Here is a 13,964-nt window from a genome sequence, read left to right as displayed (position 1 = left end):
GGGAGGAGGTTCCCGATGCGAGAACCGAAGAAGCGCTTCACCCCTGAGTTTCGCGCCGAAGCCGTGCGCCTTGCTCACACGAGCGGGCGCAGCCGCCGAGAGGTCGCCGAGGATCTCGGCATCGGCCTCTCGACGTTGCGCCACTGGATCGACGGACAGCGCGATCGCGAGATGGAGGCGCCGCCCTCCGACCGCCAGGAGGACATGGCCGCCGAGCTGAAGCGGCTGCGGCGGGAGAACGAGGTGTTGCGCCAGGAACGCGAGATCCTGAAGCGGGCCACGGCTTTTTTCGCCAAGGAGGGAAGTCGATGAGGTTCCAGCTCATCGATGCGGCGAAGAAGGACTTCCCGGTCGCGCGTCTGTGCAAGCTCCTGGATGTCAGCCCGAGCGGCTACTTCGCCTGGAAGAACCGGCCCGCGTCGCGCCGTCAGCGCGAGGACCTCGTGCTGCTCGCCCACGTCCGCTCGGCCTTCGCGCTCTCACACGAGACCTATGGCAGCCCGCGCATGACGCACGAGCTGCGCGAGCAAGGGCTTGGCGTGGGCCGGCGCCGCACGGCGCGGCTGATGCGGGAGAGCGGGCTCAAGGCTCGCCAGCCGCGCCGCTTTCGGCGCACCACCGACAGCCAGCATGCCTTCCCGGTCGCGCCCAACCGGCTCGACCAGGATTTCACCGCCGCAGAGCCCGACGAGAAGTGGGGGGCTGACATCTCCTACATCTGGACACGGGAGGGCTGGCTTTATCTGGCGGTGGTGATCGATCTTTATGCCCGGCGGGTCGTCGGCTGGGCAGCTGGCGACCGGCTGCACAAGGAATTGGCCCTGACTGCCTTGCGTCGCGCTTTGGTTGTGCGACGGCCGGCAGCTGGTCTGGTGCATCATTCGGATCGAGGTAGTCAGTATTGCTCGAACGAGTACCAGGCTGAACTACGAAGCCGCGGGATCACCATTTCGATGTCTGGCAAGGGCAACTGTTATGACAATGCGATGGTCGAGACGTTCTTCAAGACGCTGAAAAGCGAGATGGTCTGGCGCACCGTCTTCTACACGCGTGCCGAGGCGACCGAAGCCCTGGCCCGCTACATCGATGGCTTCTACAATCCCTGCCGGCGCCATTCCGCGCTCGGCTTCGTCAGCCCTGTCCGGTTCGAGAGGCGGGGCACCTGTTCAACCGCTCTCTACTAAACCGAAGCAAGTCCAGAACCGCCGGGTCATGTCGACCAGCTCGGCACTCGGGCCGGTGTCGGCGCTGACCAGCAGCGGCTCCAGGGCCATGCCGCAGATCGGGCAGGCGCCCGGGCCGACCTGCCGGACCTCGGGGTGCATCGGGCAGGTGTAGATCGTGCCCTCGGGCACGGGTTCCGCCTTCGCCGCGGAGCTGGCCGGATCGAGATAGCGCGCCGGATCCGCCGCGAACTTGGCTTGGCAGCCAGCCGAACAGAAGTAGTAGGGACGCCCGTTGTGCTGGGCGCGATGCTTGGCCGTGTGCGGGTCGACGATCATCCCGCAGACCGGATCCTTGACGGCCCCCTCGGCCGCCGGGCCGGGATGGTCATGCCCATGATGATGGTCATGGTCGTGGTGGGCATGGTCATGGGCTGCCGGCGCTGCCTTGCCATGCTCCCCGCAGCAGCTGTGACCGTGTTCGGGAGGCGCCGTGGCCTGATCGACGGCCGTAGCCTTGCCCTTTCCCCCACAGCAGCTGGGAGCGTCGGCAGCCTGATCCTGCGGGCGGTCGCGGGCATGGTCGGCATGGCCGGGGTCCTGTCTTGATCCTCTTGCCAAGCAGCCTGCACCTTCCCATCATGGGAAGGTCAACAGGGAAAGCGCAGGGACGATGAACATCGGGCAGGCGGCGCAGGCCTCGGGCGTGTCGGCCAAGATGATCCGCTACTACGAGAGCATCGGCCTGGTGCCGCCGGCGGGGCGCCGCGAGAGCGGCTATCGCGACTACGGCCCGGCCGACCTGCACCGCCTCGGGTTCATCCGCCGCGCCCGCGACCTCGGGTTCTCGGTCGAGCGCATCCGGCTCCTCTTGGAGCTGTGGAGCGATCAGGGCCGCAGTAACGCCGAGGTGAAGGCGATCGCACTGACGCATATCAACGAACTGGAAGAGCGGGCGAAGCAGTTGCAGGAGATGGCGGGGGCGCTGCGCGCCCTCGCCAATGCCTGCGACGGCGATGGGCGGCCGGACTGCCCGATCATCCAAGGCCTGGAGGCCGGCGGGGCGGCGGCCTGTCACGGCGCACTCCCCGCACGGCCTTAGCAGCGCCGCGGCATCGTTGAGGCGGGCTGCAGGCTCACTTGCCGTGCTGCTTCAGCCAGGCCTGCATGTCGGCGATCTCCTTTTCCTGATCGTCGATGATCTTCTGGGCCATCTGCTTGGTGCTCGCGTCCTTGGCGTGCTTGAGCGCCACCTTGGCCATGTCGATCGCGCCCTTGTGGTGCGGGATCATGTGTGTGCGGAAATCCACGTCCGTATCGCCGGTGTAGGGCACGCTCATGGTGTGCATCATCGCCATGTCGGCCTCCTTGAAGTCCTTGGTCGACGGCGCATCGCCCGGGGCCGGCTGCATGTCGGCCATCGTCTTCTGCATCTGGTCATGCATCGCGGCGCTGCCGCCCATGGGCATCTTGCCCATGTCGCCGTGGGAGCTCTGCGCAAGGGCGGCACCGGCGAGGCCGGTGGCGAGCAGCGCGGTGGCCGGCAGAGTGCGGGTGGCTGTCATCAGATTCGGCCTTTCTCGCTGGGGTTAGTTGAGCTTGCCACTGGCGGTGCTGCCGTTGGGGCCGGTCAGCTGCACCGCGCCTTTGAGGGCCGCGGGAAGCGGGACTGGCGAGGTGCCGGTCAGCCGGTCGCCTTGGGGCTCGAGCGTGATGCGCTGGGGCTTGCCATCGACCACCAGGATCGCCGTTCCCTTGAACCCGGCGGTCGTGACCGGCTGGTCAGCATGGCTCCGCAGGTAAAGCTCAAGCGTGGTTCCGCTCGCGACCAACTCGACATGGTAGGGACCGGCATCGGTTTGCGGCCCTCCGTGCGATCCGGTCTTCGGGGCATGGGCGAGCGCCGGCAGAACCGGGGCGCTCGCCAGCAGGCCGGCCAGGGCGAGGAATTTTGCGGGGATGAGCCGCATGGGCTGGTCTCCTTCTTGGTTGATGTTCGGGGCCTCAGAACGCCTCCCGCGGCGGCGCAGGCGCGCCGGTGGCAGAGGAGGCGGTCGGAACAGGGGTGGCGCGCAGGCGCTCCAGCGGCGTCCGGCCGAACCGCAGGAACAGGATCGGCGTCAGGAACGTGTCGAGCAGCGTCGCGCTGATCAGGCCGCCGAAGATGGTCACCGCGACCGGGTGCAGGATCTCCTTGCCCGGGGCGGCGGCGTCGTAGAGCAGCGGCACCAGGGCGACGCCGGCCGACAAGGCGGTCATCAGCACAGGGGTCAGCCGCTCCAGGCTGCCGCGGATGACGAGGTCCTTGCCGAACGGCACGTCCTCGTGCAGCGCCAGGTTGAGGTAGTGGCTGATCTTCAGGATGCCGTTTCGCGCGGAGATGCCGGTCAGCGTGATGAAGCCGATCATTGAGGCCACGCTGAGCGGCTGGCCGACCAGCCACAGCGCAACCACGCTGCCGATCAGCGCCAGGGGCACGTTGCCCATGATGATCAGCGCCAGGGCCGCCGAGCGGTAGCGGCTGCAGAGGATCGCGAAGATCAGGGCGAGGGAGAGCGCCGACAGGGCGGCGATCGTCCGCGTGGCCTCCTCCTGGGCCTGGAAGGTGCCCTCCAGGCTGGTGAAGAACCCGGGCGGCATCGGCTCCTGCGCCACCGCCAGGCGGATCGCCGCCACGATGGTGGTCATGTCGCTGGCGCCGGTGGTGTTGGCCTGCACGACGATGCGGCGGCGGGCGTTCTCGCGCAGGATCTGGTTGGGGCCGTCGGTCTCCCGAATGTCGGCCACTTGGCGGGCCGGCACCCAACCGGAGGGGGTTTCCAGGAGGAGATCACCGAGGCCAGCCGTGGTGCGCTGGTCCTCCGGCAGGCGGATCAGCACGTCGAAGCGCCGGAGGCCGTCGACCACGGTGGACACCACCCGGCCGTTCGACAGGCGGCTGATCTGATCAACCACCGCGGCGGGCTGAACGCCGTAGAGTGCCGCGCGGGTGTAGTCGACGCGGATCTCCAGCTGCGGGATGCGCACCTGCTTCTCGACCTGCAGGTCTGCGAGGCCTGGGATCTTGCTCAGTCGGTCCTGGAGGCCGTTTGCGATCCGCCGGAGTGCGTCGAGGTCCTCGCCGTAGATCTTGAGGGCCAGCTCGGCGCGCACGCCCGAGAGCATGTGATCAAGGCGATGCGAGATCGGCTGGCCGACGTTGACGCTGACCGGCAACACCGCCAAGCGCTGGCGGATGTCGGCCACCAGCTGCGCCTTGGGCCGTTCGGTGCCCTCGTGCAGCTCCACCTCGATCTCGGACGCGTGCACGCCCTCGGCGTGCTCGTCGAGCTCGGCCCGGCCGGTGCGGCGACCGACGGCCGACACCCCGGGGATCTCCAGCAGCAGCTTCTCGGCGATCAGGCCGACCCGGTTGCTCTCGGCCAGCGAGATGCCCGGGTTGAAGGCCATGTTGACGGTGAACGAGCCCTCGTTGAAGGGCGGCAGGAACGCCCGCGGCAGCTGCCAAGCGGCCACGCCGGCCGCGAGCACCGCCGTCGCCACGCCGCCGATCAGGACGTGCTGCTGGAGGAAGGCGACCTTGAGCAGCGCGGCGTTGCCGCGCTTCAGTGCCTTGAGAAACCGGCTGTCGTGCGCTTCGAGGTTCTTGAGCCCCGGCAGCAGCCAGGACGCCAGCACGGGCGTCAAGGTGATCGAGGTGATCAAGCTGGCCAGGATCGAGATGATGTAGGCGTGCCCCAGCGGCGCAAACAGCCGCCCCTCGATGCCGGAGAGGGCGAACAGGGGCACGAATACCAGGATGATGATCATCGTCGCGTAGACGATGCCGGAGCGCACCTCGTTGGAGGCTTCCACCACCACCTGGAACACGCTCTTGGGGTTGCCGGCTCGCCGGTTCTCGCCCAAGCGCCGGAAGATGTTCTCGACGTCGACCACCGCGTCGTCGACCAGCTCGCCGATCGCGATGGCGAGGCCGCCCAGGGTCATGGTGTTGATCGACAGCCCGAACAGGTGAAAGACCACGGCGGTGGTCAGGATCGAGACCGGGATGGCCAGCAGCGAGATCGCCGTGGTGCGCACGTTCAAGAGGAACAGGAACAGCACCACCGCCACCACCGCGACGGCCTCCAGCAGCACCCGCTCGACGTTGCGGATCGAGGTCTCGATGAAGTTGGCCTGCCGGAACAGGATTTGATCCGCCTTGATCCCGCCCGGCAGGGAGGGGGTCAGCTCCTTCAGGGCCTGCTCAATGCTGCGGCTGAGCGTGACGGTATCGACGTCGGGCTGCTTCTCGACCGAGACGATCACCGCCGGCTTGCCCATGTAGCCGGCGTCCCCGCGCTTCACCTTGGCGGCGAACGACACCTCGGCCACCTGGCGCAGGGAGACGGGCGCGCCGTTGACCGTGGCGACCACCCCGTTGCGCAGGTCGTCCAGGCTCATCGTGCGGGCGATGTTCCGGATCAGGTACTCGCGGGCGTACTGGTCGGTGAACCCGCCGCCGGCGTTGGTGCCGAACGACTGCAGGGCGGTTTCCAGCTGGGCGTTGCTGACGCCCAGGGCACGCATGGCGGCCGGGTTGGGCGCGACGCGGAACTGGCGCACCTCGCCCCCGATCGGGATGACCTGGGCGACACCCGGAAGGGTCAGGAGCCGCGGGCGGATGGTGAAGTCCGCGACTTCGCGCACCTCCATGGCGCTGGCCTTGTCGCTGGTCACGGCGACCAGCAGGATCTGCCCCATGATCGAGGAGATCGGCCCCATCTGCGGGGTCACGCCGCGCGGCAGCTGATCCTGCAGCAGGGCCAAGCGCTCGGCGATCTGCTGGCGGTTGCGGTAGATGTCGGTGCCCCAGTCGAACTCGACATAGACGATCGATAGGCCGACGCCGGAGACCGAGCGCACGCGGGATACGCCCGGCAGCCCGTTCATGCGGGTTTCGATCGGGTAGGTGACGAGTTGCTCGACCTCCGGCGGGGCGTAGCCCTCGGCCTCGGTCATGATCGTGACGGTCGGCCGGTTGAGGTCCGGAAACACGTCGACCGGCAGCCTGCCGACCGTGAACGCGCCGGAGAGCACCAGCACGGCGGCAGCGGCGAGGACCAGCAGGCGGTTCTTCAGCGACTGGCTGACGAGGAACGTGAACATGCTTTCCGCTCCCCTCAGCGCACCTGGTCCAGGAGCTCGGCGCCCTGGGTGACCACCCGGGTGCCGGCGCCGACGCCGGCCGCGATCAGCACGCGGCTGCCGTCCAGCGGCTCGACGCGGACGGGGCGGGCCTCGAAGCGCTCGGCGGTGGTGTGGGCGTAGACGACGTCCTGGCCGTTGCCGGTGCGCACCACGGCGGCGCGCGGCAGGGCGAGGCCCTGCAGCTCGGCGGTGGTGGCGGCCAGCACGGTGACGAACTGGCCGACCCGCAGGCCGCCGGTGTCGCCCGAAATCGCGAACTGGACCGGGATGGCCTGGTTGCGGTCGGCGAGGCCGGAACCCTGGTAGGTGAGCGTCAGGCTGCGGCCGTCCGCGAGGCGCGCGGTGGCGTTCTCGGCTCCTCCGAGGGCGTCGAAGCTCAGGGCCTCCACCCAGAGGCTCTTGGGATCGACGATCTGAAAGACCATCTGGCCGGGGTTGGCCATCTGGCCGGCGACGGCCGAGGCTTCGGCGATCACGCCACTGACCGGGGCGACCAGCGCCTCGGGTTCGGTGCGCACCTTGTCGAGGGCTGCGCGGCGGTCGTGCAGGCCCTTGAGCTCGTCTTGGGCCTCGTCCAGCTGCACCTGCGAGACGGCGCCCGAGGAGGCCAGCTTGGTGTAGCGCTCGACGCGGCGCTGTACGGTGGCGATCTGCTGGTCCAGCTCGCCCTGGCGCTGGCGCATGTCCGACACGTCGACCCGCTGCACCGGCGGAGTGACGAAGGCGAGCACGTCGCCCTTCTTCACCGGCGTGCCCAGGCGCGGAAACTGGCCGGATGGGGGCTGCGACAGGCGGCCGCCGACGGAAGACTGCACCACGCCGCTCGCGTTGGGGTTGGGAATGATCCGGCCGGGGAGGCCGACGGTGCGGCGATAGCTGCCGACCGCCGTCATTACCGTGCGCAGCTCCAGCAGCCGCTGGGTGGGTTTGGGCACAAAGACGCTGCCGTCGGGCAGGCGCTGCGCCAAGTCGGCCCCCGCGGCGCCGTGCGCGGCAGACGGCACCAGGGCGGCCTGGCTCTCCGGGTGGCCGTGATCCCCGTCGCCATGGGCAAAGGCGGTGGCGCTCAGCAGCACCGTCGCGGTGATGGCCAGCACGGCAATCACCGGCACGCGGCGGTGGCCGCGCGCCAGCAGCGTGGCCAGGATCCCCAGCAGAAAGGCGCCGCCGGCTACGGCCACGAGCACCGGGTCCTTCTCAATCAGGCGGGCCTTCAGGTCCTGGGCGACGGCCGGCACGGTCTGGCCGACCGCAGCCGAAAGGGCCTCGGTGGTGCCGACCGGCCCTGCAGGGGCGGCGGGCTGGGCGTGCGGATCACGCAGGTCGAGGGCGAGCGGCAGCACATCGACATCCTCGCCAGCGGTGACCGTGATCATCAGGTCGAAGTGGCCGGGCTTTTGGAGCCACGGCGCCAGCAGCTGGTAGGTGCCATCGGCCGCTGCGGTCGCGTCCACTGACCCCGTGGGGGTTTCCACGGTCAGCGTGGCGCCGCGCACCGGCTCATCGGTCGCGAAGCGGTCGAGATAGAGGTGGAGCGTGCCGTTCTTCGGCACCGCGACCAGCTCGAACGCCGCGGACGCGGCCTCGCCGCGAGGCGCAATGGTCTTGGAGACCGGCGGCGGGGACGCACCGTGGTCGTGCCCTTCATGGGCGCAGGCGGGACCTGTCAGCAGGACCAGCGCCACGGCCAGCGCAGGCAGCGCGGCCGGGATATGGGGAGGCATGGGGGTTCGATCTCTCGCCGGTGGACGCAGGCGTCCACACACGCGCGGCAGCGCCGCTCAGCGCTGCCCCAAGCGTGGGGACGCGGGTTCTAGGCGAGCGATCTGGGAGGTTTCGGAAGGGCTTCGCGGGCGATGCCGGCCAGGAACGGCTCTGCCGCCGTTGTCAGGCGGGCAGCAGGGGCCAGCATGGGCAGGACCCCAGTTGCGGCCGGGAGCATCGCACCGGGTACGCAGCAGGAAGCGCCGATGGCGCAGCAGGTCCCGTGGCAGGGCTTATCGTCGTCCGGTGGGCTGAGACGCGCAGACGCCGCACGCAGCTGCTCGTCGGCCTGTATCGCGGTCACGACCTGGCTGACGGTCACCGCAGCTGCCTGCACAGCTTGGGCAGGCACCGCCACCGGCGCCGGGCTGGCGCTGTGGTGTGCCACGGCCGAAGCCGCGTGATGGGCGTGGCCCTCGTGCGCCTGAGCCGCTGATGCGCCGAACACCGCGGCGATCATCACGATCACCACGGCCATCAGACGCGAGAGGGACGACGGCAGGGTCATACGGTCAGGCTACCATGTCGATCCGGGCTCGGAAACATTCCTGCGGCTGCGGGCGCAACTCGCGCTTAGCGATGTGGTTTCAGGGTGCAGCGGGCGCAAGGCCGACGACCACTCCACGGGCTGGGAGTGACCCGGGCAGCGAAGCATCGAGCTCCCTATGTCTGGAGTCACGTCCGTCGATGAGGTGGACTTTCGGGGTGGAGTTGGAGCGGCCATCGGTCAGGCGGCCTGCGGTGGAAGAGTGATCGCCTCCTCGATCAACGCCGGGGGGAGCCCGGCCATGCCCTCGACCTGCATGTAGCGGTGCTGCAGCGGCCACTCGTCGTTGGCTTCCAGCAGAAGCGCGCCGCTCGGCCTTCTGCAGGGCCTCGATAGTGCCACTCTGCCGTCGGTCATCGGGTGCTCCCGGCTCGGGTTGAAGTCCGCAAACTCCACCTTGGCCGCCAGCTCCGATGGCCACTTCAAGCTCCCCCCGGACCGCCTGAAAACCACACCTCGTCCGTGGACGCTGCCGCTTCTCGAAGGCCTCGCCGTAGCGCGCTGTCCCGGGATCCGCGAACGCCGCCTCCGAGAGCGGCTCGCAGGTGCGCAGGGCCTCCGTCCTGCCCCGCGGGACGAGGTCACCGATCGGCCTGCCGCGAAAGCCCTCGACCCGGTCGGCCACCGCCGCGCTCAGGCAGATCCGCGTGCCGAGCGCCTTGTTGGCGGCCTCCAGCCGGGCCGCAATGTTGATCCTGTCCCCGTAGGCCGCGTCGTCGAAGAAGCGGCCCCCACCGAAATTGCCCACGATGGCCGGTCCGGCATGCACCCCGATGCGCGTCGCCCCGAGCACCACGCCGCGCGCGGTCCAGCGGGCGCGAAACGCCTCGGCCGCCGCATCGAGGGCGAGCGCGCACGACACCGCCCGCGTGGCGTGATCCGGCTGCTCGCCCGGCGCGCCGAACAGGACGTGGATGGCATCGCCGACGATCTTGGCCACGGTGCCCTCGTGCGAGAACACAACCTCGGTCATCTCGGCGAGGTCGCCGTTGAGGAATTCGGCCAGCAGGGCTGGATCGAGGCTCTCGACGCGGGTCGCGACGCCGGCGATGTCGGTGAAGAGCGAGGCCACGTCGCGCCGGTGGGCGCCCGCGGCCAGCGCCGAGGCGTCGGCCGCCAGCCGCTCGGCGAGGTTGGGCGAGAAGGAGCGCGACAGGCTCCCATGCGCGCGCTCGGCCGCGATCTGCCTGCGGCGCGCCTCGCGCAGGGCGCGGACGTGGAGCACGGTGCGCTCGACGGTGGTCTCGAAGTCGGAAAAGTCGATCGGCTTCGTCAGGAAGTCGAAGGCACCGCGGTTCATCGCCGTGCGGATGTTGGCCATGTCGCCGTAGGCCGAGACGATCACGGTCGGGAGTTTCTCGTCCGTCCCCTGGAGCTTGGCCAGGAGCGTGAGACCATCCATGGGCGGCACGTTGATGTCGAAGGCGACGAGGTCGACGTCCGGGTGCTCGGCGATGAGCGCGAGCGCGTCGAGGCCGTCGCGGGCAAACAGGACACGGACGGTCCGGTCGCGGATGCTGCGGCGGCGGAACTTCTGCAGGATCAGCGCCTCGCGGTCCGGCTCGTCGTCGACGACGAGGACCTTCGTCGGCGCGGTCCGCGCGCTCACGCGGCCCGGCCGACTTCCGAGAGCCGCCGGTCGACCTCCACCCGCAGGGTCAGGAAGTCGATCGGCTTGGTGAGCAGGCCCGCCGCCCCGCCCTCCGTCGCGCGCCGGCGCGTCTCGGCGTCGCCGTAGGCGGTGATCATGATCACCGGCACGTCGGGCCGGGCGCTGCGCATGCGAGGAAGGAGCTCGAGCCCCGTCATGCCCGGCATGTTGATGTCGGATAGGATCAGGATCAGGGTCTCCTCACCCGCCGCTCCTACCCGGGCGAGCGCCTCCTCGGCCGAGTGCGCGAAGGCGAGCGCGAAGCGGCCGGCCCGCAATTCGCGCCGGAACTGCTGGCGGAACAGGTCGGCCACGTCGGGCTCGTCGTCGACGACGAGGATCAGGACGCTCATGCGGTGCTCCTCTATCGGGTGGGGCCGCCGCGGGGCAGCAAGATGCGGAAGGCCGTGAAGGCGCCGGGCTCGGTCTCGACCTCGATGCTGCCGCCGTGCTGCTTGACCACGATGTCGTGGCTGAGCGAGAGGCCGAGCCCGGTGCCCTCGCCGGGGGGCTTCGTGGTGAAGAAGGGGTTGAACATCTTCGCCCTCACCGCGTCGGGTATGCCGGTGCCGTTGTCGCGAATCGTGATCTCGATCTTGTCCCCGCGATCACAGGTCGCGACGAGAAGCGTCGGCTCATAGGCGGCCGCCTCCGTCTCCGCCTTGCGCTTGGTCACGGCGTGGAAGCCGTTCGAGATCAGATTGAGCAGCACCCGCGCGATCTCCTGCGGGTAGAGGTCGGCGCCCCCCGCCGCGCGGTCGAGGTCGCGGGCGAGGGTCACGGTGAAGCCGGGCTTCTCGGCGCGGGCGCCGTGATAAGGCGAGGTTCAGGCTCTCCTCGACGAGGGCGTTGACGTCGACACGCCGGCGCTCGCCCGAGCCCTCGCGGGAGTGCAGCAGCATGTTCCTGACGATCGAATCCGCGCGCTTGCCGTGCTGGACCACCTTCTCGAGATTGCCCCGCAACAGGCCGGTAAGTTCGTCGACCTCCTCCCGGACGGGACCGTCGAGGGCCGCGGGGGCCAGCACCTCGTTCAGCTCGTCGATCAACTCGGCCGACAGGGCGGCGAAATTGTTCACGAAGTTGAGCGGGTTCTTGATCTCGTGCGCGATGCCGGCGGTGAGCTGGCCGAGCGAGGCGAGCTTCTCGGACTGCACGAGGCGATCCTGGGTTGCGCACAGGTTGTCCAGGGAGGCCTGCAACTCCCGCGACTTTGCCTCGACCTCGTTGAACAGGCGGGCATTGGCGATGGCGATGACCGCCTGGTCGGCGAAGGTCTTGGCCACGGCGATCTGGCGGGGCGCGAAGGGTCCCGGTTCGTCCCGGGCGAGGCTGAGAACCCCGATCACGGACCCTTCCCGCACAAGCGGGACGTTGAGCGTGGCGCGGTAGCCGCCAATGCGATGGAGCTCCGATGCGCTCGTGAGTTCCGGGTCCTGAAGGATGTCGGGCACATGGTCGATCTGGCCGGTGACGGCCGCGCGGCTGCTCGGCACATCTCGGGTCAGCGGCTGGGGATGAGCGCGCTTGTAAGCCACCCATTCCGGTCGATTGGCTGTGGAGGCTTCCAGATGAAGGCGGCCCTCATGGAGCAGGTAGAGAGCCGACGTTTCGGTTCGGCAGAGCCGAGTGGCCGAGTGGAGCAGCGTGTTGAGGATGGTCGGCAGATCGAAGACCGAGCGGCTGATCGTCTGCAGCACCTCGCTCGTCGCGGTCTGCTGCTGCAGCGCTTCTTCGAGGTCGCGCGTTTTGCCCTGCACCTCGTTGAACAGGCGAGCGTTCTCGATCGCGATCACGGCCTGGTCGGCAAAGGTCGTGACCAGATCGATCTGTGCTTGTGTGAAGGGCTCCACGCGCTGGCGCGCGATGACGATCACACCGATCGGCTCGTTCTCGCGCAGCAGGGGAACCCCAAGGGCTGTGTGCTGATGAGCCAGGGCCGTCGCTGTGCGCAGCGTGTATTCGGGATCGGCGGCAACATCGAGGATATGGACCGTCCGCCGCTCCATCGCGGCGCGACCCGTGACTGTGCCTCTATCGACCGGAATCGGATGGCTCTTGAGGAACTCAATATAATCTTCTGAGTAGCCGACCGCTGCGCCGGCTTTGTAAATCTCACCCTCGCGACGCAGGATGAAGGCCATGTCGGCCTCACATAGCCGCGCGGCGGTTTCGACCAACGTGTCGAGCACTGGCTGCAGCTCGAAGGTTGAGCTACTGATGATCTTAAGCACGTCGCCGACAGCCGTCTGCTGTTGCAGCGACGCCTCGAGATCACGTGTCTTGGCCTGCGCTTCGTTGAGAAGCCGCGCGTTCTCCACGGCGATCACGGCCTGAGCGCCGAAGTTCTCAAGCAGCGTGATCTCGTTCTCGGTAAAGGGATTTCCATCCCGTCGGGCGGCGGCAATCTGGCCGATCAGTCTTCCGTCCTTGCGCAAGGGAGTAAGCAACACAGTCCGGATGCCGTCGAGTTCAAAGGCCGCACGGACTGTCGGATCGTCGCTCTCGGCGCAGTCGGGAACTTGGGTAAAGCGTGCTCCTTGCAGCAATTGTTGGATTGGGTGATGGGGGCCTGGGGTGAATCCCTCACGGAGCCGATCGGCAAACGCCTTCACCATTCCGTGCGTCGCAACAGCGCGGAACTTCTCTCCATCATAAAGCTGCAAGCTCCCGTGGCAAACTCCGCACAGGATGTGCATCTTATCCAAGATCATCGCAAATGCAGATGCAAGATCTTTGGTTTCTGAATTGATGAATTTAATTACCTCAGCGGTAGCAGTCTGACGCTCAAGTGCCGCCCTCAACTCACAAGCGAGAACGTCAACCCGCTTCTGCAGATCGGCGACTGACGGGGTCGCGGTCGTGAGAGCCTTGGCACAGCCCTTACGCTCGTTCGCGCGCCGGCCCTTAGCCGGCTCGTTTTCATGGCGTCGCCGCATCTCGCTACCCGCAGGCGGGCCAAGATCAGGCTCAGTGTATGCAAAACCGGGGCCTCGCGCCATTGCGAAAGTTCGGCCCGCGTTTGCTCTCAGGACCCCGTTCCAGAACGGATTGCCTAGAGCATTTTCCGACGAAGTGGATGCCGGTTCGTCGCAGAAAATGCGGCAAGATCAAAGATCGAGAGCGGCACCCGGTTGCAACGTGATCGGGTGCTGCTCTAGCGTGACGGTTCGCGAGAACTACGCGCATGCGTCCTGCTCGGTCGCGTGACATGCAAATCGCTTCGCGTTCCTCGCTCAGAATAGAAAGCGCCCCACTGGGCGCCCTGGCGCGAGAGGACGGATCGCTCATCCGGCGTGCCTCCGCTCAGGCTGTAGCTCTCCGGGTCGAGGTCTTCTTGGATCAGCACCGTGCGCAACGCATCGATGTCGTGGGGCTTCGCGCGCAAGGCGCCCGCACCGCGTTGCGTGCGCCGTCCGTCGATGATCCGAGCGAAGCATCGTCGGCCATCAGGTCCATCCTGATCCTCCACCGTTTCGGTGGACGCAGTTAGCTCACCATCTGCCGCTCGGCCTGCTCGGGTGTCGTATATTCGAGGGCCGAGTGGATCCGTTGCCGATTGGCGTAGCCCTCGCTGTCGGAGAAGAGCTCGCGCCGCGCCTCGTCCCGGGTTGCCCAGCGGCGCTGATGGACGAGCTCGACCTTAAGC

The 13,964-nt window shown here is 68.2% G+C and carries 9 protein-coding genes and 4 pseudogenes; 2 read left to right on the top strand and 11 right to left on the bottom strand.

Annotation, left to right across the window (positions count from 1 at the left end):
• Nucleotides 1-15: 15 nt before the first annotated feature.
• Nucleotides 16-1,184, top strand: a protein-coding gene (locus tag MET2598_RS0126690; RefSeq protein ID WP_085984595.1) for an IS3 family transposase whose coding sequence is annotated in 2 segments (ribosomal slippage) — nucleotides 16-283 and nucleotides 283-1,184 — 1,170 coding nt in all. Because the reading frame shifts where the segments join, the coding sequence is not laid out codon by codon here.
• Here MET2598_RS0126690 and MET2598_RS43900 read toward each other — a convergent pair.
• Nucleotides 1,179-1,784: pseudogene (locus MET2598_RS43900) on the bottom strand (YHS domain-containing protein); the annotation flags it as partial. The gene MET2598_RS0126690 and the pseudogene MET2598_RS43900 overlap by 6 nt on opposite strands.
• Before the next feature lie 52 nt (nucleotides 1,785-1,836).
• On the opposite strand from MET2598_RS43900, the gene cueR reads away from it, so the two are divergent.
• Complete coding sequence (gene cueR / locus MET2598_RS0126675) at nucleotides 1,837-2,265, top strand: Cu(I)-responsive transcriptional regulator (RefSeq protein ID WP_018262946.1); 429 nt, start codon at nucleotides 1,837-1,839, stop codon at nucleotides 2,263-2,265.
• A 34-nt stretch (nucleotides 2,266-2,299) separates the two neighbouring features.
• On the opposite strand, the gene copM is transcribed toward cueR, so the two are convergent.
• The 10 genes and pseudogenes from copM to MET2598_RS41600 all read right to left on the bottom strand — a co-directional run.
• Nucleotides 2,300-2,728, bottom strand: coding sequence for a CopM family metallochaperone (gene copM, locus MET2598_RS0126670; RefSeq protein ID WP_018262945.1), 429 nt, complete (start codon nucleotides 2,726-2,728; stop codon nucleotides 2,300-2,302).
• Nucleotides 2,729-2,752: 24 nt separating this feature from the next.
• Nucleotides 2,753-3,133: a hypothetical protein gene (locus tag MET2598_RS0126665; protein ID WP_018262944.1), complete on the bottom strand. Its 381-nt coding sequence runs from the start codon at nucleotides 3,131-3,133 to the stop codon at nucleotides 2,753-2,755.
• A gap of 34 nt (nucleotides 3,134-3,167) precedes the next feature.
• The gene (locus tag MET2598_RS0126660; RefSeq protein ID WP_018262943.1) at nucleotides 3,168-6,311 is read right to left on the bottom strand and encodes an efflux RND transporter permease subunit; all 3,144 of its coding nucleotides are present in this window, start codon (nucleotides 6,309-6,311) and stop codon (nucleotides 3,168-3,170) included.
• 14 nt (nucleotides 6,312-6,325) lie between these two features.
• Complete coding sequence (locus MET2598_RS0126655; protein WP_018262942.1) at nucleotides 6,326-8,077, bottom strand: efflux RND transporter periplasmic adaptor subunit; 1,752 nt, start codon at nucleotides 8,075-8,077, stop codon at nucleotides 6,326-6,328.
• Between the two features lie 89 nt (nucleotides 8,078-8,166).
• The gene (locus tag MET2598_RS0126650; protein WP_018262941.1) at nucleotides 8,167-8,625 is read right to left on the bottom strand and encodes a hypothetical protein; all 459 of its coding nucleotides are present in this window, start codon (nucleotides 8,623-8,625) and stop codon (nucleotides 8,167-8,169) included.
• A gap of 219 nt (nucleotides 8,626-8,844) precedes the next feature.
• Nucleotides 8,845-8,973, bottom strand: a pseudogene (locus tag MET2598_RS43100) (IS256 family transposase); the annotation flags it as partial.
• A gap of 166 nt (nucleotides 8,974-9,139) precedes the next feature.
• Nucleotides 9,140-10,273, bottom strand: a pseudogene (locus tag MET2598_RS0126645) (adenylate/guanylate cyclase domain-containing protein); the annotation flags it as partial.
• The gene (locus MET2598_RS0126640; protein ID WP_018262939.1) at nucleotides 10,270-10,668 is read right to left on the bottom strand and encodes a response regulator; all 399 of its coding nucleotides are present in this window, start codon (nucleotides 10,666-10,668) and stop codon (nucleotides 10,270-10,272) included. The pseudogene MET2598_RS0126645 and the gene MET2598_RS0126640, both read right to left, overlap by 4 nt.
• A gap of 11 nt (nucleotides 10,669-10,679) precedes the next feature.
• Nucleotides 10,680-13,254: pseudogene (locus MET2598_RS43595) on the bottom strand (GAF domain-containing protein).
• A gap of 550 nt (nucleotides 13,255-13,804) precedes the next feature.
• The coding region (locus tag MET2598_RS41600; protein ID WP_036270548.1) for an IS3 family transposase at nucleotides 13,805-13,964 on the bottom strand (160 nt) is incomplete at its 5' end.

This window comes from Methylobacterium sp. WSM2598, from assembly GCF_000379105.1.
Taxonomy (GTDB): domain Bacteria; phylum Pseudomonadota; class Alphaproteobacteria; order Rhizobiales; family Beijerinckiaceae; genus Methylobacterium.
The sequence above is the reverse complement of the archived record's forward strand: the minus strand, read 5'-3'. Positions and strand labels throughout refer to the sequence as shown.